The sequence below is a fragment of the Campylobacter concisus genome, from assembly GCF_001891085.1.
GTDB lineage: Bacteria > Campylobacterota > Campylobacteria > Campylobacterales > Campylobacteraceae > Campylobacter_A > Campylobacter_A concisus_O.
Genome location: NZ_JXUP01000008.1, coordinates 46,611 through 65,926 on the forward strand (window position 1 = coordinate 46,611; position 19,316 = coordinate 65,926).

A 19,316-nucleotide genomic window follows, 5' to 3' on the forward strand; every position below is an offset into this window, starting at 1 on the left:
AAAGGACAGATGATGAAATACAAAAAGTTGCTTTTTCCAATAGGAGCTGGAGACGATATCGAGCCAAGAATTTATGGTGCCCTAAAGGTTGCTCAGTGGTTTAACACACATATGGAAATTATGACTTGTCAGCTTGACCCAAGCGTAGTTTATAATATGAAAATGACGCTTCGTGGAGGAGTGCTTTTTGAAGAATTTCTAAAATCAGCTAAATCTGAACTAGCTGTCGAGCATGAAGAGAATGAGAAAATTTTCAATAAAATTTGTGCTGAGCTTGGCATAAAAGTAACTAGTGAAATCATTGAAGATGTTTGCACCGCAAATTTTACTATTCACAGTGGCAAAAGAAGTGCGATAGTGGAGCAAGAGAGTAAATTTTGCGATCTAGTGGTGGCTGCTGTGCCGCTTGATGGAAAAATCACTGGCACATTTGAGTCAGCTGTTTTAAAAAGTGGTAAAAATGCGATTGTAATCCCTAGAAAAATGCGTGAGTTTAAAGCTGATAATATCCTTGTTAGCTGGACTGGTACGACGCAAAGCTCAAGGGCATTAACAGGCTCGATTGATCTTTTAAAAAAGGCAAAAAAGGTTCAGTGCATTACCTCAAAAGCAAGTCTTGGCGATAATGCTGAACTAAATCTTAAAAAGCTTGAAGAGTACTTCAAAATTCATGGCATATCAGCCACTTTTGAAGTGATCGCTACCACGATGATACCTGGTGAAGCGCTTTTAAAAGCAGCTATTGATAGAAATGCTGATCTAATCGTTGCTAGCAGATATGGTGAAAATGGTCTTATGGAAATGGTGCTTGGTGGCACTTCAAGATTTTTCTTAGAACACACAAATATCCCAGTTTATCTATAATGGATTGCGGCTTAGTCCGCGATCTAATTCTTTTCACTTTATAGATTTTAAAATTCCATTCACTCACAAGAATTGACTACTAAATTTTGGCTTCACTGACCGCTTAGCTCAAATTTTAGATCTGAAATTACTCGTTTAAAATTTACAAGACCTTAATAGCATATAGTGCGTCAGATGGCAGCGCGCTTCGTTCTTAGCCACAAACTACAAATTCTATAAATTTTAAAGCTCCCATTAAGTTTTCATCAAGCACCTTATTAGCCAAAATTTTGTAAAATCCACTCATTAAAAAAGGATAAAAAATGAGTGAAAATTCTAGCTTTACACACCTGCATTTACACACTGAATACTCCCTGCTTGACGGAGCGAACAAGATAAAAGAGCTAGCTCACGTGCTTCATGATAGAGGCGACATAGCAGCGGCGATTACTGATCACGGCAATATGTTTGGAGCGATAGATTTTTACAAGGCGATGAAAAAAGAGGGGATAAAACCACTAATTGGCATCGAAGCTTATGTGCATAATGGCGAGCAGCTTGATGACAAGAGTACTAAACAGCGCTTTCACCTTATACTAATCGCCAAAAACGAGACTGGCTATAAAAATTTAATGTATCTTAGTTCCATGAGCTACATCGAGGGCTTTTACTACTATCCTCGTATAAATAAGAAAATTTTAAAAGAGCACAGCGAGGGCTTGGTTTGTAGCTCTGCTTGCTTGCAGGGTGAGGTGAGCTGGCATCTAAATTTAAGTGATCGTAACGTCAAATTTGGCGCAAAGGGCTACGAGAGAGCAAAAGAGGTCGCGCTTGAGTATAAAGAAATTTTTGGAGATGACTTTTACCTTGAGATCATGCGTCACGGCATCGGCGATCAAAAACGCATTGATGATGATATTTTACGTATCGCAAAAGAGACTGGCATAAAGGTTATCGCTACAAACGATACTCACTACACTTTTAAAGAGCGAGCTGACGCGCATGAGGTTTTTATGTGTATCGCGATGAACAAAACTTTAGATGATCCAAACCGACTTCGCCACAGCGTTCATGAGTTTTTTGTAAAAAGCAAAGAGCAGATGAGTGAGCTATTTTTAGATATCCCTGAAGTGATAGAAAATACCCAAGAGATCGTGAATAAGTGCAATCTTGAGATCAAGCTTGGCAACCCAACTCCTCCAAATTTTAAATTTACTCTTGAATATGCTAAAGAGAGAAATTTAACACTTCCAGAGCCTGAAAATAGATATAGTTTTAAAAATGATGCTGTTTTTTTTGAGTATGAATGTAGAAAAGGTCTTGAAGAGAGGCTAAAATTTGTCCCTGAAAATTTACATGATGAATACAAAAAGCGCCTTGAGATAGAGATTGGTATAATTAATAAAATGAATTTCCCAGGCTATATGATGATCGTTTGGGACTTCATAAATGAGGCCAAAAGTAGAGGTGTACCAGTTGGTCCAGGACGTGGTTCTGCGGCTGGTAGCTTGGTCGCTTACTCGCTAAAGATCACTGACCTTGATCCGATCCCATACAACCTACTTTTTGAGAGATTTCTAAACCCAGAGCGTGTTAGTATGCCAGATATCGACGTGGACTTTTGTCAAAGTAGGCGTGGCGAGATAATTGACTATGTTACGCAAAAATATGGAAAATTTAACGTTGCTGGCGTTATTACATTTGGTAAATTGCTCGCAAAAGGTGTCATTAGAGACGTTGCTAGAGTTTGTGATATGCCTTATGCTGAAGCCGATGCGATGGCAAAGCTAATACCTGATGAACTAGGCATTACACTAAAAGATGCTTATGAAAAAGAGCCAAAGATAGCTGAGCTTATCAGCCAAAATCCAAAGGCAGCTAAAATTTGGAAATTTGCACTTGATCTTGAGGGGCTAAATAGAAACGCCGGTCAGCACGCAGCAGGTGTCGTTATCTCAAACGAGGAGCTGTGGAATAAAACTCCGCTATTTCGTCAGCCAAACAGCCCAGAAGATCGCTATGTTACGCAGTATAGCCTTAAGTATCTTGAGGATGTTGATTTAATTAAATTCGACTTTCTTGGACTAAAAACACTAACGGTTATCGATAATGCCATAAAACTCGTTAAACAACGAACCGGTAAGGATATCATTTGGGAGCAGATCGATAAAAACGATTCTAATGTTTATAAAATGATACAAAGTGGCCAAGCGATAGGAATTTTCCAAATCGAGGGTGAAGGTATGAGAAAGCTAGGAACTAGCTTACGTCCAGACTGCTTTGAGGATATCGTCGCGATGCTAGCGCTCTACCGCCCAGGACCGATGGAAAGTGGTATGCTTGATGATTTTGTCAAAAGAAAACATGGTGAGGCGGAGATAACCTACTCATTTAAAGAGCTTGAGCCAATCCTTGCGCCAACATACGGCGTAATCGTTTATCAAGAGCAGGTTATGCAAATCGTTCAAGCCATAGGTGGCTTTAGCCTTGGCGGGGCGGATCTTGTACGCCGTGCGATGGGTAAAAAGATTAAAGAAGAGATGGACAGACTAAAGGGTGAGTTTGTAAAAGGCGCTGAGGCAAAAGGGCTAAATGGACAAAAAGCAGACGATCTTTTCGAGCTAATTGTAAAATTTGCAGGATATGGCTTTAATAAATCTCACTCCGCAGCTTACGCTTATGTTACCTTTCAAACTGCTTATCTTAAGGCTTACTATCCGGCTGAATTTATGGCGGCACTTTTAACAAGCGAGGAGAGCAACGTCGATAAGATCGTTCGCTATATCGATGAGATAAAACGTATAAATATAGACACTTTGCCACCATCTATAAATAAATCAACTAAAGAATTTAGCGTTGTTAAAAATGGCGATCATGACGGTATTATCTTTGGGCTTGGTGCGATTAAAGGTGTTGGTGGAGCGGCTATTGAAAACATTATCACTGAGCGTGAAGCAAATGGTGAGTTTAAGAGTATGGACGACTTTGTCTCAAGGATCGATCCATTTAAGGTCAATAAAAAGGTCTTTGAAAGCCTCATAAAAGCTGGTTGCTTTGATGAGTTTGGCTTTAGTCGTAAGATGCTTATGCAAAATGTAGAAAATATCATAGAAGCTTGCAAGAGTGCTGCTCAGATCCGTAAAAATGCTGCTGAGAGCTTGTTTGGCGAAGATGATAGCATGAACGATGTGAAGATAAATTTTGTCGCTATAAATGACGAATTTGACATCAAGCAAATTTTAAAATTTGAGCAAGAGAGTGTTGGTATCTACCTCTCAGGCCACCCGCTTGATGATTATAAAGACGAGATCAACAAGATAAAATATACTCTAAGCTCAGAATTTGAGAGCTTGCCACAAAGTGCAGAAATTTTAGTTGTTGGCAAGATCGAAGACTTTAGCACAAGGATAACCAAAAGTGGCAAGAAAATGGGCACTATAAACGTGCTTGATTTTCACGGAAATATCGAGATCGCAGTTTTTGAAAGAGAGCTTGGAAATATCGAAGATATAGTAAAAGATGAAGCAAAACGCGACTTGCCTTATGCTTTTAGGATAAATATCACAAAAGATGATCAATTTGTAAGGACAAATTTAAACGAGTTTTATAGCCTAGAAGATGCGCAAAATTTAGACTTTAAAACAAGAAAACTAAAACAAAACTCTAAATTTTCTAAAAATGAAGAGACGAGCGCCCCTCAAAAAGTAAGAGAGTATGCCGAGCTAGAGGTGCTTTTATGCCTTAGTGAGCTTAGCAAAGATAAGATAACTAGCCTTTATAATCTTGGCTATAACGAACATATAAAAAGTGGCACAAACAACGATAAACGTCTTGTTATTAAGATAAAAAATGAAAATACGGCTCAAATTTTTGTCTATAAGACAAAATTTGTTGTAAATGACAGCTTTAAAGAAAAAGCACTTCAAGCAATAGCTTGCTAATGCCTAAAGAAGCGATGTTTTTAGATAAGCTTGGCATAGATAAAAGTAACTGGAGCGAGCTTTTTAGCGCATGTATTGGCAAAGCGACATTACTTCAAAAACGTGCATTTAAGCTACTTGTTGAAGGTAGCAACTGGCAGGTCGATTTTGATAGCGGTAAAATTTACTTTGATGAGCATGAGTTTGATATGCAGTTTATCGGCTCTGAAAGCTTCTCGTCAAATACGTGGCTTTGGGGTTATGAAAATATAAATGGCTTTGATGAGCGGTTGCTCGAGCTTGCAAATAAAGCACGCGAGTTTGGTGAGAAATTTGGACTTAGCGCATTTGGTATGCCACAATTTGAGCTAGATGAAAATTTTAATGGTCACACGATTAGTATGGTTCTTTGCACCGCTTTTGATGAACAAAATTATTATAGGATAGAGTACGAGGGAGGAGCGGCGTATGTGGCTTTTAGATCAGATGTGGTCTTTGAAGAGCCAGTGCTAGCAAATGAGATTTTAGGCGTAGTAAATGAGTGTATAAGCAGCTACGAGCTAGATCACAAAATCTTTATAAAAGGACTTTTGCTAAGCTGTGATATGAAATTTAGCGAAAGCCCTAATGAAATCGTATCGGATAAAAATGAGCTTAGCTTTAAATTTGACGAGCTAAATAGGCTCATAAATATTTCAAGCAAGCTTTAAAATTTAATACTCTTTACCACATCAGCGCCAAGTGCTAGCTTCATATGAAGAGAAAACATCTCGTGGTAAAAATCGCCATTATGTCCTGGTATATCGTACGTTTGCGTAAGATCAAACGGCACGATAACTCTTGATTTTTTATTGTATTCATTAGCTCGTAGTTTAAGATAACTAACGCACTGATAAACGCACATATCAGTGCAATCTCCAGTGACTATAAAGGTGTCTAGCTCCGGACGCTCTTCTAAAAATTTTTCAAATTCTTTATTAAAAGCAATACTTAAAGAGTTTTTATAAAATGCTCTGATCTCTTTAAAAAAGCTTAGATTTTCTATCTCTTTTATGGTTTTTATCTCATTTGTATCAAGCATAGCGTGAGGTAAAAATGTCTCAAATTCTTTCGAATCACTGGTGTGTCTATCTTCTATAAGGATAAAATTTCTAAAGCCAAAATCTTTCCACGCTCTATCAAAAAGTGTTGCGATCCCTTTTGATAAGGCAGCTACTCTTTGACTAGCGAGCGCACCACTACCAGCAAAAGCCTCTATCATATCGATACAGATAAATGCAACGTTTTTTGCTCCATCGTTTGAAATTTCTCTCAAATCGAGCGTTTGAAGAGAATTTTTAAATGTCTCAAGTTCGTTTTGTATGTTCATTCTTACTCCTTTATTGGTAAATTTATGCAAAATGTTTTTGGATTTAGTGTGATCTCGATGCTGCCTTTGTGAGCCTGCACTATCTGTAAACAAAGGTGCAAACCAAGGCCATTGCCTTTTAGCTTGCTACTTTTAAATGGCTCAAAAACTATAGCCTGATCTTTGATGGGCTCACCACTATCATAGACAATAAATTTATGTTCTTGTGGTGTTTTTTCATAGCTTAAAATGATCTCTCCTTCATCATCATCGCTCTCTTCGATGGCATCAATGGCGTTAAATAAAATATTTTGAAAGACGATGGCTAGTAGATCAAGATCGCCCGTATATTTGCCATCTGGAAATTCTAGGCTAAATTTAATATCCTTTGAATAGTCGTAAAAATTTATAGCCTCTTCACACTCTTTTTTAAGCTGCGAAAAGTCAAAAATTTGTGCATTTATATTAAGACCTTTTGTAAAAAGTAGTGTGGCTTTGATTATACGTTCGACTCGCCATGTAGCTTTTTGTATTTGATTTACGATAGGCTTTGTGCGCTCATCAGCTCTTTTAAGTAGAGTTGAAGCTAAAAGCGAGATAGAGCCTACCGGATTTCTGATCTCGTGGGCTAGGTGAGCTGCTACTTGGCCCATAGAGGCAAGACGCTCGGTGCGTTTTTCTACTGTTATGTTTGTTGCAGAGATTATTAGTTTATTGTCTTTAGAGCTTGTTTTAAAAAGATAAATTTGCCCATCTACATTTATCTCGCCCTCTTTTTTTGGTATCTCTTTAAAAATTTTACCAAGTCTTACTGCTTCTGAGTTTTGTAAAAAAATCTCATCATTTTCATCTAACACCCAGATAGCATTTGGTAGAATTTCCACAATATCTTTAATGAAATTTTGCAAGTTTGCGTAAGATGATGTTAAATTTTTATATTCGTTTTCTATCAGATAAGTCTGCTCTATTAGGCTTTTTAAGCCAGCTTGGATATCGTGTTCGTTCATTTTAAAAGTTCCTCAAAATCGCTAATTTCATAAAGCCTTAGCCTTTCATCCTTTAGATTTCTTAGCTCGCTACTAAATCCACTCTTTGAAAAAAGAGCAATAATATCTGGCCTAATGTTTAGTTTTTCACATTTTTTTAATAGTAAATTTAGCACGTTTTTGCAAACCTTTCTCTCTTTGTATTTTGCCTCTCCGACTATGATCTTGCCGCCTATATTTAATAGCATATCAAGCTCTATATTCCTGCTCCAAAAGCTACTTAAAAATATACCATTAATCAGAAATTTTTTTGCCATGAGTTCACCGCATAAAATTTCAAATCCAAGGCTTGCATATTCGTCAAATTCCTTTTTTATAATGGCTAAAATTTCATCATTTTTACCAGCTTTTAGTAAGCTTAAATTTGGCTCTATAAATCTAAACCAAAACCTTGAAAAATGGCTATTAAAATGTATTTTATCCTCAACTTTATAGCCCCTTTCTTCTTTTTTTAGCATTTGGTTTTTTGATCTTTTTGGAAGTACTTCCCTACTTTTTTCAAGCAGTAAAAAATTCTTTTCAAAAAGCTTTGCATAGACTTTGCTAGCTAGGCTTTGAGGTAAAATTTTATGTACGCTAAATTTTTTTCTATCGCTTCGTGCGAGTTTTATGAGGGCAGATTTTATAGCATTATTTGTATCGGACTCGAAGTAAAATTTTGGCATCAAGGCTAAGAAGTTGTTTAAAATTTCAGCCTCGATTGCTTCAAAAACATCATAATATGAGTGCTTTAAATCAAACTCATCAAAGACGAGATGAAATTTAATAAGTTCATTTATGTCAAGGTGTTTCATTCGCTCAAATGTTGATTTTAAAGCTTTTATATCGGCTCCTTTATTTGGGCATTGTAGTATATTTTAGCTAAAGTAATCTATAATACTACGCAAAAAACAAGGGTTGTGATTTGGTAAATTTAGAGCATATTAGAGAAAATATAATTTTAAAAAATGGCATTTATTATTTTGACTTTACAGCTTCAGGGCTAGCTTATAAACCTATTGAAGATGAGATAGCAAAAATACTCCAAACATACGCAAATACGCACTCTATCAGCTCATCAAACGCCTATAAAACCGCTCAAACTTATGAAGATTCAAGACGTGAATTAAAAAGCTTACTAGGACTTGATGATAGTTTTTATCTTTTTACTTGTGGCAATGGAGCTACCGGTGCGATAAAGAAATTTCAAGAAATTTTAGGAATTTATGCACCGCCAGTATTAAAAAAAAGATATTCATTAAAAGCAGATGAAAATTCTCCGCTCGTAGTACTTGGCCCTTATGAGCATCATTCAAATGAGATAAGCTTTAGGCAAGCACTTTGTGAGGTTGAGCGTATCAGGCTTGATAAAAATGGAGGGATTGACTTTAATCATTTGGAGCAAATTTTAAGGATAAATGTCGGTCGTGAGATCATTGCAACTTTTAGTGTGGCTTCAAATGTGACTGGGGTTTTGAGCGACTACCGCAAAATTTACACTCTTATAAAATCTTATGGCGGCATTGTAGCATTTGATGCTGCAAGTTTTAGCGCTTATGGAAATATTGATTGTGACTATTTTGATGCTCTTTTTTTATCGCCACATAAATTGCTTGGTGGAGTTGGAAGTTGTGGGCTTCTTGCTATAAAAAAGATACTTGCAAACTCAGATGAGCCGACATTTGCTGGCGGTGGAACGGTAAGTTATGTCAGCAAAAACTACGCTATATTTGTAAAAGATAGTGAACAGCTAGAAGAGGCTGGCACCCCGCCTATTTTAGGACTTATAAGGGCAAATTTGGCTTATAGGCTAAGAAATGAGATAGGATTTGAGGCAATATATGAAAACGAGAGCGAGCTTGGAGAGTATTTGGAAAAAAAGCTAGCAGAAATTCCTGAGCTTACGTGCTATCATCCAAATAACATAAAGCGTTTGCCGATATTTGCTTTTAACGTGACTGGCGTTTCGCCTTATGAACTAGCCAAAGTTTTAAGCAAAGAATATGGCATTCAAACGCGTGCAGGATGTTCTTGTGCTGGGCCATATGGACATGATTTGCTTCATTTAAAAGAAGATGCACTATTTACCCATAAGCCAGGCTGGGTAAGGGCTGGACTCCACTATACGCATACGCTACAAGACGCGGATTATTTAGTAGATGCATTAAAAAATAGCATTAAGAAGTATTCAAGTAGTTGGAAGGTCGATGATCCTTTTAGTGTTGATAAAATTTCAGGTTGTATGGGAGATAGATGAAAAATATATTAATCATTGCAGGAAGTGATAGTGTTGGTGGAGCTGGTGCACAAGCTGATATTAAGACATGTGAGGCATTTTCTTGCTACGCAGCGACAGCTATCACGGCTCTTACGGCACAAAATACAAATGGTGTTAACAATATCTTTGCTACAAATGCTACAAATCTAAATGAACAGATCAAAATGGTAGACGAAGAGCTAAACATAGATGCCATAAAGGTTGGTATGCTTTTTAATAAAGAGCTTATATCTTGCGTTGGTTCTTGGCTTGAAAAATTTCATAAGCAAGGCATTAAAATAGTAATAGACCCAGTTTGCGTAGCAAAATCAGGCTCAAAGCTTCTTGAGGATGATGCGATAGCAAGCTTAAAAGAGCTTTTTAAATTTGCAGACATTATCACGCCAAATATCGATGAAGCCAAAGTTTTGGAGCTTGATAGTAAAAATTTACCTTGCGATATGATCTTAAAGCGAAGCATGGTTGCAGAAATTTGCGAAGATACTCTTTTTAAAAAAAATGGTGACGTGCTTAAATTTAAAGAGCCACTAATAAAACCAGAGATCATGCACGGGGCTGGATGTAGCTTTGCAAGTGCGCTAGCATGCTTGCTGGCTAATGGACACACCAAAGAAGAGGCCATAAAACTAGCCAAAAAATATATTTTAAATGCTATTAAAAATGCAATTACGACAAAATTTGGCAAACGTCTACTAAATCATAAAGTTGGCATAAGTGATTGAAATTTATGCGATTAGCGACGATGTGTTGATGCCTGAAAATTTAGCCTTGCAATATACTAAAGAAATTTTAGAGTGTGGGGTGAAATTTTTTCAATTTCGCTCTAAAAAAATACCCAAAGATGAGAGGCTAGCTGGTGAAATTTTCAACCTATGCGAAAAATTTGGAGCCAGATTTATCGTAAATGATGATATTTTATTTGCTGCTCATATAGGAGCAAAGTCCGTGCATTTGGGAAAAGATGATGCGAGCATAAAAGAGGCGTTTGAAATTTTAGGAGATGATGCTTACGTGGGAATTAGCTGCTATGATAGCTTGGAGCTTGCCATTAGGGCAAAACAAAATGGTGCTAGCTATGTGGCTTTTGGAGCGATGTTTAAAAGCCCAACAAAACCAAATGCGCCACTTTGCAAGGCCCAAACCATATCACAAGCAAAAGAAATGGGAATGAATGTGTGTGTCATAGGTGGCATAAACTCTAGTAACATTGCAAGTGTCGCTAGAGTAAAGCCAGACATGATCGCCTTAATATCCGCTATCTATAAAGATGGCACGATAAAGAAAAATATAGAAAATTTACAAAGAAATTTATTGCTGTAAAAGATGCTTGTTTTGCAAGATTTTTTATGAAAATTTAATTATAATCCCTGCTTTAAATAAAAGGAAAACATTGCTAAATATTGATGAAGTAAGAAAAAATATCATTTTAGAAGAAGGCCTTTACTATTTTGACTACACGGCTTCAGGTCTTGCTTACAAACCCATTGAAGATGAAATTTTAAAATTTTTAAAAACCTACGCAAACACTCACTCAGATAGTAGTTCAAGCGCTGTGCTAACGCAAAAATGCTATGAAAATGCAAGAGCTGAGTTAAAAAGCTTATTAGGCCTTGACGATAGTTTTTATCTTATTGCGACTGGTCAAGGAGCAACGGCTGCGATAAAGAAATTTCAGGAGATAATGGGAATTTATATCTCACCAGCTACAAGAGCTTTGATAGGCGAAGCAAATTTAAGAAAATTAAACTTGCCACTAGCGATCATTGGCCCTTATGAGCATCACTCCGTTGAAGTTAGCTTAAGAGAAGGGCTTTGTGATATAAAACGTATAGAGCTTGATGAAAATAATGAGATAGATTATGCGATGCTTGAGAATGCATTAAAGCAAAATGCAAAAAGAAAGATAATAGCTAGTTTTAGTGCCGCCTCAAACGTCACTGGCGTTAAAACTAATTATAAAAAAATTTACTCGCTGATTAAAAAATATGATGGTATTTTAGCACTTGACGTGGCCACTCTTAGTGCTTATGAAAATGTTGATTGCAGATATTTTGACGCACTGTTTCTCTCGCCTCACAAGCTACTTGGCGGAGTTGGGAGTTGTGGGCTTTTGGCTATCAAAAAAGAGCTTTGTAAAAATTTGCCTACATTTGCAGCTGGAGGCACAGTCAAGTACGTAAGCAGGACATCACATGTTTTTACTAATGAAGTTGAAAATTTAGAAGAGGGTGGCACGCCACCGATAATGCAGCTAATGCGTGCAAATTTAGCCTACAAGCTAAGAAATGAAATCGGACTTAATAATATAAAAGTGGCTGAATGTGAGCTGGGCGAGATGTTTTGTAAAGAGCTAGAAAAGATAGATGAGGTGATAAATTATTGTCCTGAAAATTTAGACAGATTGCCTATTTTTGCATTTAATGTAAAAGGTGTTTCTCCTTATGATTTTGCTGCTAGTTTAAGTAGTGATTTTGGTATACAAACACGTGCAGGCTGTGATTGCGCTGGGCCGTATGGACATGATCTGCTTAATTTAAAAGATAATACCGTTTTTGAAGCAAAACCTGGCTGGGTACGTGTTAGCATTCACTATACGCATACAAAAGAGGATATAAAATATCTTATAAATGCCATAAAATCTTGCATCAAAAAGCACAAAGAAGGATAGAGCAAAAACTGTATGCTTGATATTTGTGGAGAAAATTTTAGAAGTGAATTTTTATAAAGCTATAAGTTCTATCAAATCTAAAAGTTAGCAAATTTTGCAAAATTCCAAAAAGCACCATAAATGTAACAAAGCTGCTTCCGCCGTAACTAAAAAATGGCAGTGGTACGCCCACAACTGGTGCAAAACCGATCGTCATCGAGACATTTACACCAACATAAACGAAAATAAGTGCAGCAATCCCCGTAGTGGTAACTTGTGTAAAATAGTCGTTTTTTAGGCCGTAATTTAAACTTAAAAGATGTGTTATAAGCGCCCCATAAAGCCCAAGCAGAAACAATCCACCATAAAAGCCAAAACGCTCGATGTTGTAGGCAAAGATGAAGTCACTAGTGGCGATTGGTAAAAATTTAAAGTGCGTCTGCGTCGCTTCGTCCTTTGGCTTGCCTTTTAACCCACCACTACCTATGGCGATGATACTTTGTTTGACGTGATAGCTTGGCTCTTCAGCGATAAAATCGTGAATCCTCTTTTTTTGATAGTCATGTAAATTTTCATATAAAACTGGCGCCGAAAAGCCTATCGCAAGGATAATAGTGATCCAAATTTTCTTATTTACGCCGATGACAAAAAGGATGGTGTAGCCAACTATCAAAAGTATGAGTGCGGTGCCAAGATCAGGCTCTTTCATGATGAGCGCAAATGGCAAAAGTATGTAAAAACTAAGCCTTAAAAAGTCTTTTAGCCCATACCCATCGACCTCTGGCGGGCGCTGCTTAACTAGATAGGCTAGCATCAGCAAAAAGGCTGGCTTCATGAGCTCTGAGGGCTGAAGCGTGAAGTGAACGAAGGGAATTTCAAGCCAGCGCCTAGCTCCTAGCTTGCTAACGCCAAAGATATCAACGCTTAAAAGCAGCACGATGCAGACCCAGTAAAACATCGGGATGATCCAGTCTATGCGTCTAATAGGCAGCAAAAATGCGATGCAAAATGAGACAAATCCGATGCCAAAATATACAAGCTGTTTGTTTGCCAAAATGTCGTTTGCTTCGGAGACTAGGATGTATGAGATGGCTATGATTGGGATGATCAAAAACGGCTGAATAAAATCAAAATGTGTTAAAATACGCCGATCTAGTTTTATCAAGAAGCAAACCTTAATTTTTGGGCTAGATTATATCACAAACAAGGCTTTGATTTTGGTTAAATTTAATGTTTTAAATAGCTCAAGACTCGACGTTGCAGTGGCCAAAGAGCTTCAAATTTCACGTAATCAAGCTTTAAATTTGATAAAAGACTCCCTTGTAAGCGTAAATTTAAAACCAGTCTCAAAACCAAGCTTTTTACTGAGCGAAAACGATGAAATTTGCGTAAATTTTGCCCCAAAAAAAGAGGTGCAAAACGAATACGAAGTAAATTTTGACATCCCGATCATCTACGAGGACGACGATCTCATAGTGCTAAACAAGCCCCCGCAAATCGTCGTTCACCAAGCCCCAAGCGTCAAAGAGGCGACACTTGTTGAGTGGCTAAATAAAAAGGGCTTTATGCTTTCAAATTTAAACGGTGACGTAAGAGCTGGCATCGTCCACCGCCTAGATAAGGGCACGAGCGGCGCTATCGTCGTTGCTAAAAACAACTTCGCCCACGCAAAACTAAGCGAGCAGCTAAGCGATAAGAGCATGGGACGAATTTATCTAGCGCTGACTGACCTACCGCTAAAAGAGGACGTCATCATCGACAAGCCAATCGGCAGAAATCCAAACAACCGCCTAAAAAAAGCGATCGTTGCAGACGCTAAATTTGCAAAAAGTGCCTTTGTAAATTTGCTAAGTGAAGGCGGAGTAAATTTGATAGCAGCAAAGCTTTTTACAGGCAGGACGCACCAGATAAGAGTGCATCTTGCCAGCATAAATCGCCACATTTTAGGCGATGATTTATACGGATTTAAGAGCCAAGGCGATAAAATAAGCAGAGTTATGCTTCACGCTTATATGCTCTATTTTATCCATCCGCGAACTGGCAAAAGGGTAGAATTTACCGCAAAAACGTATGATGACTTTAACCAAATAATTTACAAAAAAATTCCCAAGGAGATTTTTGATGAAAAAATTTGCCCTACGCATATTGACACCATTTTTAGTAGCTTTCTTAGCGGGATGCGGCTCTAGCGTACCGACTCAGCAAAGCACGTCACTACCAACGATTACAAGCTTAAAAACTATTTCAGACATGACAGAAGTTGGCTTCGAGTGGAACCCAGTGAGCGACGAGAGCGTCGTTGGCTACTACCTTTACCGCTCAAATCCAAACGATGCAAACTCAAAAATGCAACTAGTTGCAAACATAAAAGACCGCTTTGCTACGCACTACGTGGATCGCGACCTAGCTCCAGAGACCACTTACTCATATCAGATGAGAACCTACTCAAACAACGCCATCTCTCAACCAGGTGCAATCGCAACTGCGACAACTAAGCCACTACTTGACTCTGTGCCATTTGCGCAAGCTATCACAGGGCTTCCAGGCCGCGTAAAAGTGATCTGGAGACCACATCCTGATAGCACAGTAGCAAGCTACATCATCCAAAGAAGCGATGCAGGAGCTAATAAATTTAGCCAAGTAGCAGAGGTAAATGGCAGACTAAATGCCGAGTATATCGACACTGAGGTAAAACCTGGCAGATCTTATGAGTATAGGATCTTAGTTAAAACTTCTTCTGGCGTCATCTCAAAACCAAGCCAAAATATAAGCGCCACAACAAAGGAGTTACCCTAAATCAGTAACGAACGTCCAAGCGACTAAAAACGCGCCAAAAAAGATCATCTTAACGTGGGATTACGCGCCGGCTGAGGATTTTGCTTATTTTAAGGTTTATAGAACGACAAGTAAAATTTTGCCTTACACATACCTAGCAAAAACGACTAGCAACACCTATGAGGATCTCATAAATACAAACGCAGCGACAAGGTATTATAGGGTCACAGCTGTCGATAAAGACGGTCTTGAGAGCTTAAAGCAAGAAGAGCCGATCGTTGGTAGTACGCTTGGCGCACCAAAAACTCCAAGCATAAGCGCTAGCTACGATGGTAGCGGCGTAAATGTAAGCTGGAGTGCAGTTGATAGAGCTAGCTCATATACAGTTTATAGAAGCGGTGCTAGCGAGAAAGTTTTTAGCGGTATAAGTGATACTGGGCTTAGAGATGACAGCGTCCAAAAAGGAGCTAGCTACTCTTATAGCGTCGTAGCAGTCGATGAGTACGGCATCGCCTCTGATAAGTCATCAAAAGCAGAAGTTAGCACAAAATAATGCCAAATTTCATCGCTTCGTCCTTAAAAGAGCTCTCATTTCCATTTGGTAACGACAAGATCAAATTTCTTTGGCAGGCAAATGGCCGAAACGAGAGGCTCATCTACACAAAAAATGAAGATGAAGGCTTTTTCCTAGTCGTAAAACCAGGCAAAAATGGCGTCGTCGTAAAGGGTGAAAAGCTTACAAAGCCTGCTAAAGTTGGACTTTTACAAGAGTCACTTGAGCTTTTTAAGGAGCAAAGTTGCAATGGCATCATCAGCCAAGCATTTGCTGTGAAAAAGACAAATTTGACCAAAAAAGTGAGTGAAATTTTAAGCCTTGAAGAGTTTGTGTCAGCTTTTTGCGAGCTAAAAGATAAATTTAAAGAGATTTTTATCGAGATCGGCTTTGGCTCTGGCAGGCACTTGCTCTATCAGGCTAAAAACAACCCAAATGCCCTAGTTATCGGCATAGAGGTCTATAAGCCAAGCATCGAGCAAGTAGCAAAGCTAGCCAGGGCAAATGCCCTAGAAAACGTGCGTCTAATAAATACCGACGCAAGACTTTTACTCTCGCTAGTTGGATCAAATTTAGTTGATAGAGTGTTTTTGCACTTTCCAGTGCCGTGGGACAAGGCTGAGCATAGACGCGTGGTCTCATCGGCGTTTGCGCTTGAGTGCGAGAGGATACTAAAAGTTGGTGGTAAATTTGAGCTACGGACTGATAGCAAGGAGTATTGCGACTTTAGTTTGAGTAAATTTTTAGAGCCCGCAAACTCAAAGATAGAGGCTTTTAAAAATAGAAATTTAGAAGTAACTAGCAAGTATGAAGACCGCTGGAGACGCCAAGATAAGGACATTTACGACGTTATTTATACTTGTGAGGTTGAAAGTGGCGAGAGCGTTTTGACTGGGGATTTTAGCTTTAAAGAAAAGACAAGCGTAAAAAATATCATTAAAAATTTCAAAAATTTCATCATAAAAAAAGAGGATCATTTTTTACATTTTGAAGAAATTTACACCATAAATGAGGGTGAAATTTTGTTAAAAGTCGCCTTTGGAGCGTTTAACAAACCAGAGCAATGTTTCATCAAAATAAGCGATGAGAAAAGCGAATATTTTATAAAAAAACCGATCTTAATACGTGAAAATTTAGCAGCACACGAGCTTTTGAAGGAGTATTTGGCTGATGCAAGAGATAATTAGCGCAAGAAATTTAAGCCTAGCTTATGAGCGCAACGAGGTTGTGATCAATAGCGTAAATTTAGACATCTACGCAAATGACTTTGTCTTTATCACAGGCAAGAGTGGAAGCGGAAAAAGCACGCTTTTAAAGTCATTTTACGGAGAAATTTCGCCTCTAGCTGGCGAGCTAAATGTCTGCATGACGCAAATGGACGATATCGATGACAAAAGACTTTGCGAACTTAGGCAGCGAGTTGGCATTATATTTCAAAACTATCGCTTGATAAATGAATGGAATGTCGAAAAAAACGTCATGCTGCCACTCATCATCAAAGGCGTCAATCAAAATGTGAGCAAAAAGCAGGTGGCTAAACTTTTAAAACATGTAAATATGCTTCACAAAGCCGATAAATACCCTCGTGAGCTAAGCGGTGGTGAGCAGCAAAGAGTTGCCATGGCAAGAGCACTCGCACACAATCCAAATTTGCTCTTATGCGACGAGCCAACGGGAAATTTAGACGAATACTCAAGCGACGTCATCTGGTCACTTCTAAAATCAGCTAGGGAATTTTTAGGCACGAGTGTGGTTGTGGTGACGCATCATATCCCATCAACGCTTCGTATCCCATACCGCCACTTCGTCATAGAAAATGGAGGCGTGCATGAGATCGCTTAAGAATCATCTTGGATTCATCCTGCCGCTGATCGCTCTTTTGTTTTCCGTGCAGTTTAGCCTAACTGCTGATAAGGTTGTGAGAGATTATGAAAGACTCATGGGAAATGACTACAACATCGTCATAGTTTCAAGTAAAGAGTTTAGTGATGCTATTTTAAAGCCGGTGGTTAGCAATCTAGCTAGTCTTGAGCCACTAAGTCCGCAAAAAATAATCGACCGCCTCTCAAATGACATCTCGGCTAAAAATTTGTCCATACTACAAAATGCGCTACCTAAATTTTACTCACTAAAACTTAGCGAATTTCCGACACCGCAGTACATGGATGAGCTAAAGCAAAAACTTTTAAAATTTGATGGAATCACAAAGGTTGAGACATTTTCAAAGACTCATGACAAAGTTTTTAAAATGCTAAATTTAGCAAAAAGCATATCGTATGCTTTTATGGCGATACTTTGTGTGGTTGGGCTTATGCTTATGCTAAAGCAGGCTAAAATTTGGCTGTTTGAGCATAGGGAGCGCATTGAGATTATGACGCTTTTTGGAGCACCTTTTTGGCTAAAATCAGCCATGCTCTATAAATCAGCCATGGTCGATAGCCTAGTTGCTACTACTGCAGTCGGTGCATTTTTCTTTTTCTTGCCTAGTATTGAAATTTTTAGAGAAAATGCCGCAAGTATTGATGTAGTTTTGCCTAGCCTTGATCCTTCAAGGGATATTTTTATTTTATTTGGCGTAGCTATGTTTTTAAGCATTTTTGCTGTTAGTTTGGTGATGAGCAAGGCTAGAAAAAGCACGATATGAGAAAAGGAATTTTTACATTTTTGCTAGCTTTTAGCTTAGCCTTTGCGTCAAACACCAAAGAGAAGATCAAAGACTCCAAAAACTCGCTAAGATCGAGTCAGGCGATGAGTGAGCAGCTTAGTAAAAAGCTAGATGATTTGGCTGGTGATATCGTAAATGGCGAGAAAAAACTTCGTGGCATAAGTGGCGATATCACAAATTTAAAGGGTCAAATTTCAGTCCTTGAAACAAATGCTTCAAAGGCACTTATTGAACTTGATGATCTAACGAAACAAAACAAAGAGCTAGAACGCACACAAAAAGAGCTGGAGCAAAATATGATAAGGATCATCGCAGAAGATCTTTCGTTTGATCTTTTGATGTCTGCAACTGAGGGCAAGCAAAGCGAGGAGAGCATCATTTCGTCTCAAATTTTAACCAAGCTAAATACCATCACAAAAGAGGATTTTAAAAGACTTAGCCAGAACTATGAAGATACGATCGAGAAGATAAAAAATAAATCAAACAAAATAAGCGAGATAAACTCAAGCATCAAAAACTATAGACGCAAGCAAAGTGACTTGCAAAATTTAGAAAGTACGCAAAAAAATACTATAAACGGACTAAAGCGTGATAAAGAAATTTACAGCAAAAAGCTAGCCAAGCTTCAAGCCCAACAAGATGAGCTAAGAAAGACGCTAGAGCAGCTTGCTATCATGCAAAAACAAGAAGATGAAGCCGCACGTGCTGCTAGAGAAAAACAAGAAAAAGTAGCCAGTAAGAGTGGTAAAAAAGGCGAAAAAAGCCAGCCAATGAGTGGAGGCTATCAGACAAGCTCAGTCAAAAAATATTCAGGTGCAAAGACAATCGCTCCTCTTGATAGCTACACTGTAAAGCAAAAATTTGGTAACTATGTAGATCCAATATATAACATCAAAATTTTTAACGAGTCAGTCACACTTCGCTCAACCACGCCAGATGCCAAGGTCAAAAGCGTGCTAAATGGCAAAGTGGTCTTTGCAAAAGTAACTCCGATGCTTGAAAATGTAGTCATTATAGAAAACGAAAATGGCATCCACACGATCTACGCTCACCTAAGTCAGATCGCACCGACGGTTAAGGTAGGCTCAGTCGTGCAAAAAGGCTACGTTATAGGCCGAGTTAGAAACGATCTAACCTTTGAAGTGACGCAAAGAAACTACCACATCGATCCACTTGAGATGATCTCAAAATAGCCGCTTTGCAAGTACTATTAACTAAATTTAAAGCCTTTTTGGCTAGAATGCGTGAATTTTAAGGAGCAA

General features: G+C 38.3%; 18 protein-coding genes. 14 read left to right on the forward strand and 4 right to left on the reverse strand.

Going from position 1 to position 19,316, the window contains the following annotated elements; genetic code table 11:
* The first annotated feature begins 12 nt into the window (after positions 1-12).
* From TH67_RS07970 to TH67_RS07985, 3 genes are all read left to right on the forward strand, one after another.
* Positions 13-864, forward strand: coding sequence for a universal stress protein (locus TH67_RS07970; RefSeq protein WP_021091781.1), 852 nt, complete (start codon positions 13-15; stop codon positions 862-864).
* Between the two features lie 302 nt (positions 865-1,166).
* Positions 1,167-4,784: a DNA polymerase III subunit alpha gene (gene dnaE, locus TH67_RS07980; protein WP_072595118.1), complete on the forward strand. Its 3,618-nt coding sequence runs from the start codon at positions 1,167-1,169 to the stop codon at positions 4,782-4,784.
* Positions 4,784-5,473 carry a DUF6882 domain-containing protein gene (locus TH67_RS07985; RefSeq protein ID WP_072595119.1) on the forward strand — a complete coding sequence of 230 codons (690 nt, stop codon included), beginning with the start codon at positions 4,784-4,786 and terminating at the stop codon, positions 5,471-5,473. The genes dnaE and TH67_RS07985 overlap by 1 nt, the downstream gene beginning before the upstream one ends.
* On the opposite strand, the gene TH67_RS07990 is transcribed toward TH67_RS07985, so the two are convergent.
* Genes TH67_RS07990 through TH67_RS08000 form a run of 3 tightly spaced genes read right to left on the reverse strand, consistent with a single transcriptional unit; the run spans position 5,470 to position 7,951 of the window.
* Entirely contained in the window at positions 5,470-6,132 is a 663-nt protein-coding gene (locus tag TH67_RS07990; protein WP_072595120.1) for a cysteine hydrolase family protein, read from the reverse strand. The two genes, TH67_RS07985 and TH67_RS07990, sit on opposite strands and share 4 nt — an antisense overlap.
* Positions 6,133-6,134: 2 nt before the next feature.
* Positions 6,135-7,118 carry a sensor histidine kinase gene (locus tag TH67_RS07995; protein WP_072595121.1) on the reverse strand — a complete coding sequence of 328 codons (984 nt, stop codon included), beginning with the start codon at positions 7,116-7,118 and terminating at the stop codon, positions 6,135-6,137.
* A complete protein-coding gene (locus TH67_RS08000) occupies positions 7,115-7,951 on the reverse strand; it encodes a DUF234 domain-containing protein (RefSeq protein ID WP_072595122.1) in 837 nt (278 codons plus the stop codon). Before TH67_RS08000 ends, TH67_RS07995 begins: the two co-directional genes overlap by 4 nt.
* A 110-nt stretch (positions 7,952-8,061) precedes the next feature.
* Here TH67_RS08000 and TH67_RS08005 point away from each other — a divergent pair, with 110 nt between their 5' ends.
* The 4 genes from TH67_RS08005 to TH67_RS08020 all read left to right on the forward strand — a co-directional run bounded on the left by TH67_RS08005 (position 8,062) and on the right by TH67_RS08020 (position 12,082).
* Positions 8,062-9,393, forward strand: coding sequence for an aminotransferase class V-fold PLP-dependent enzyme (locus tag TH67_RS08005; RefSeq protein WP_072595123.1), 1,332 nt, complete (start codon positions 8,062-8,064; stop codon positions 9,391-9,393).
* Positions 9,390-10,136 carry a hydroxymethylpyrimidine/phosphomethylpyrimidine kinase gene (locus TH67_RS08010; protein WP_072595124.1) on the forward strand — a complete coding sequence of 249 codons (747 nt, stop codon included), beginning with the start codon at positions 9,390-9,392 and terminating at the stop codon, positions 10,134-10,136. The genes TH67_RS08005 and TH67_RS08010 overlap by 4 nt, the downstream gene beginning before the upstream one ends.
* Positions 10,129-10,734, forward strand: coding sequence for a thiamine phosphate synthase (gene thiE / locus TH67_RS08015; RefSeq protein WP_072595125.1), 606 nt, complete (start codon positions 10,129-10,131; stop codon positions 10,732-10,734). Before TH67_RS08010 ends, thiE begins: the two co-directional genes overlap by 8 nt.
* 70 nt (positions 10,735-10,804) lie before the next feature.
* Positions 10,805-12,082: an aminotransferase class V-fold PLP-dependent enzyme gene (locus TH67_RS08020; protein ID WP_072595126.1), complete on the forward strand. Its 1,278-nt coding sequence runs from the start codon at positions 10,805-10,807 to the stop codon at positions 12,080-12,082.
* 37 nt (positions 12,083-12,119) lie between these two features.
* On the opposite strand, the gene TH67_RS08025 is transcribed toward TH67_RS08020, so the two are convergent.
* Positions 12,120-13,226, reverse strand: coding sequence for an FtsW/RodA/SpoVE family cell cycle protein (locus TH67_RS08025; protein ID WP_072595127.1), 1,107 nt, complete (start codon positions 13,224-13,226; stop codon positions 12,120-12,122).
* Positions 13,227-13,278: 52 nt separating this feature from the next.
* Here TH67_RS08025 and TH67_RS08030 point away from each other — a divergent pair, with 52 nt between their 5' ends.
* From TH67_RS08030 to TH67_RS08060, 7 genes are all read left to right on the forward strand, one after another.
* The gene (locus TH67_RS08030) at positions 13,279-14,250 is read left to right on the forward strand and encodes an RluA family pseudouridine synthase (RefSeq protein ID WP_021084167.1); all 972 of its coding nucleotides are present in this window, start codon (positions 13,279-13,281) and stop codon (positions 14,248-14,250) included.
* A complete protein-coding gene (locus tag TH67_RS08035; protein ID WP_180371747.1) occupies positions 14,183-14,857 on the forward strand; it encodes a fibronectin type III domain-containing protein in 675 nt (224 codons plus the stop codon). Before TH67_RS08030 ends, TH67_RS08035 begins: the two co-directional genes overlap by 68 nt.
* Before the next feature lie 118 nt (positions 14,858-14,975).
* Positions 14,976-15,389 (forward strand): hypothetical protein, encoded by a 414-nt coding sequence (locus tag TH67_RS08040; RefSeq protein ID WP_072595128.1) that lies wholly within the window; start codon positions 14,976-14,978, stop codon positions 15,387-15,389.
* The gene (trmB, locus tag TH67_RS08045) at positions 15,389-16,576 is read left to right on the forward strand and encodes a tRNA (guanosine(46)-N7)-methyltransferase TrmB (protein WP_072595129.1); all 1,188 of its coding nucleotides are present in this window, start codon (positions 15,389-15,391) and stop codon (positions 16,574-16,576) included. The genes TH67_RS08040 and trmB overlap by 1 nt, the downstream gene beginning before the upstream one ends.
* Positions 16,560-17,231, forward strand: a complete 672-nt coding sequence (locus TH67_RS08050) for a cell division ATP-binding protein FtsE (RefSeq protein ID WP_004317228.1) — start codon at positions 16,560-16,562, stop codon at positions 17,229-17,231. The genes trmB and TH67_RS08050 overlap by 17 nt, the downstream gene beginning before the upstream one ends.
* Positions 17,218-18,033, forward strand: a complete 816-nt coding sequence (locus TH67_RS08055; RefSeq protein ID WP_072595130.1) for an FtsX-like permease family protein — start codon at positions 17,218-17,220, stop codon at positions 18,031-18,033. Before TH67_RS08050 ends, TH67_RS08055 begins: the two co-directional genes overlap by 14 nt.
* The gene (locus TH67_RS08060) at positions 18,030-19,247 is read left to right on the forward strand and encodes a murein hydrolase activator EnvC family protein (RefSeq protein ID WP_072595131.1); all 1,218 of its coding nucleotides are present in this window, start codon (positions 18,030-18,032) and stop codon (positions 19,245-19,247) included. Before TH67_RS08055 ends, TH67_RS08060 begins: the two co-directional genes overlap by 4 nt.
* Positions 19,248-19,316: the final 69 nt, after the last annotated feature.

Bases quoted from the DNA above. Each gene is read 5' to 3' on its own strand.
- TH67_RS07995 (WP_072595121.1), bottom strand. From the start codon at position 7,118: ATGAACGAACACGATATCCAAGCTGGCTTAAAAAGCCTAATAGAGCAG.
- TH67_RS07990 (WP_072595120.1), bottom strand. From the start codon at position 6,132: ATGAACATACAAAACGAACTTGAGACATTTAAAAATTCTCTTCAAACG.
- trmB (WP_072595129.1), top strand. From the start codon at position 15,389: ATGCCAAATTTCATCGCTTCGTCCTTAAAAGAGCTCTCATTTCCATTT.
- TH67_RS08010 (WP_072595124.1), top strand. From the start codon at position 9,390: ATGAAAAATATATTAATCATTGCAGGAAGTGATAGTGTTGGTGGAGCT.
- TH67_RS07970 (WP_021091781.1), top strand. From the start codon at position 13: ATGAAATACAAAAAGTTGCTTTTTCCAATAGGAGCTGGAGACGATATC.
- TH67_RS08000 (WP_072595122.1), bottom strand. From the start codon at position 7,951: ATGAAACACCTTGACATAAATGAACTTATTAAATTTCATCTCGTCTTT.
- TH67_RS08050 (WP_004317228.1), top strand. From the start codon at position 16,560: ATGCAAGAGATAATTAGCGCAAGAAATTTAAGCCTAGCTTATGAGCGC.
- TH67_RS07985 (WP_072595119.1), top strand. From the start codon at position 4,784: ATGCCTAAAGAAGCGATGTTTTTAGATAAGCTTGGCATAGATAAAAGT.
- TH67_RS08060 (WP_072595131.1), top strand. From the start codon at position 18,030: ATGAGAAAAGGAATTTTTACATTTTTGCTAGCTTTTAGCTTAGCCTTT.
- TH67_RS08035 (WP_180371747.1), top strand. From the start codon at position 14,183: ATGAAAAAATTTGCCCTACGCATATTGACACCATTTTTAGTAGCTTTC.
- dnaE (WP_072595118.1), top strand. From the start codon at position 1,167: ATGAGTGAAAATTCTAGCTTTACACACCTGCATTTACACACTGAATAC.
- TH67_RS08055 (WP_072595130.1), top strand. From the start codon at position 17,218: ATGAGATCGCTTAAGAATCATCTTGGATTCATCCTGCCGCTGATCGCT.